The sequence below is a fragment of the Bradyrhizobium sp. 35 genome (assembly GCF_023073215.1).
GTDB classification, from domain to species: domain Bacteria; phylum Pseudomonadota; class Alphaproteobacteria; order Rhizobiales; family Xanthobacteraceae; genus Bradyrhizobium; species Bradyrhizobium canariense_D.
Genome location: NZ_JADPJC010000036.1, coordinates 1 through 532, shown reverse-complemented (window position 1 = coordinate 532; position 532 = coordinate 1). Strand labels below are relative to the sequence as shown.

At 57.7% G+C, this 532-nt stretch carries 1 protein-coding gene; it reads right to left on the bottom strand.

What is annotated here, in order from left to right:
• Nucleotides 1-117: 117 nt before the first annotated feature.
• Nucleotides 118-532, bottom strand: a 415-nt coding sequence (locus IVB36_RS06330) for an IS5 family transposase (RefSeq protein ID WP_247390965.1), incomplete at its 5' end; no start/stop codon positions are given.

Genomic DNA, 532 nt, shown 5'->3' with positions numbered 1-532 from the left:
CGCGCAATGAGGCCGGTTGCAATCAGGGTTCTTTTCATCGTGCTCATCCTTCCAGTCCTTCGAGCGTGGAATGCGGTTAGGCGGCACTTCAGAGGGCACCACGACTAGGGTTCAGACTCAATTGATCCAATAAGCGACGAGAGCGGCGAGGTGGACGGCGGCCAAGAAGTTTCTGGCAAGTTTGTCGTAGCGAGTAGCAACACGCCTGAAATCCTTGAGCCGGCAGAAACAGCGCTCGATAACATTGCGCCCTTTATAGAGGCGCTTGCTGAAGCTGTGGAGGGTTACCCGGTTGGATTTGTTTGGAATGACGGGTTTCGCGCCGCGATTGACGATTTCGGCGCGAAAGCCGTCGCCATCGTAGCCTTTGTCCCCAATGAGGGAAGACATGGGCGGCGCGAGCTTCAAAAGGGCCGGCTCTGCGGCTTGTCCTGGAGTGAGATGAAATGCGCAAGGTTTGCAATCAGGGTCGCTCAGCGCGTGGATTTTCGTGGTCCGCCCACCGCGCGAGCGGCCGATCGCCTGTTCACAC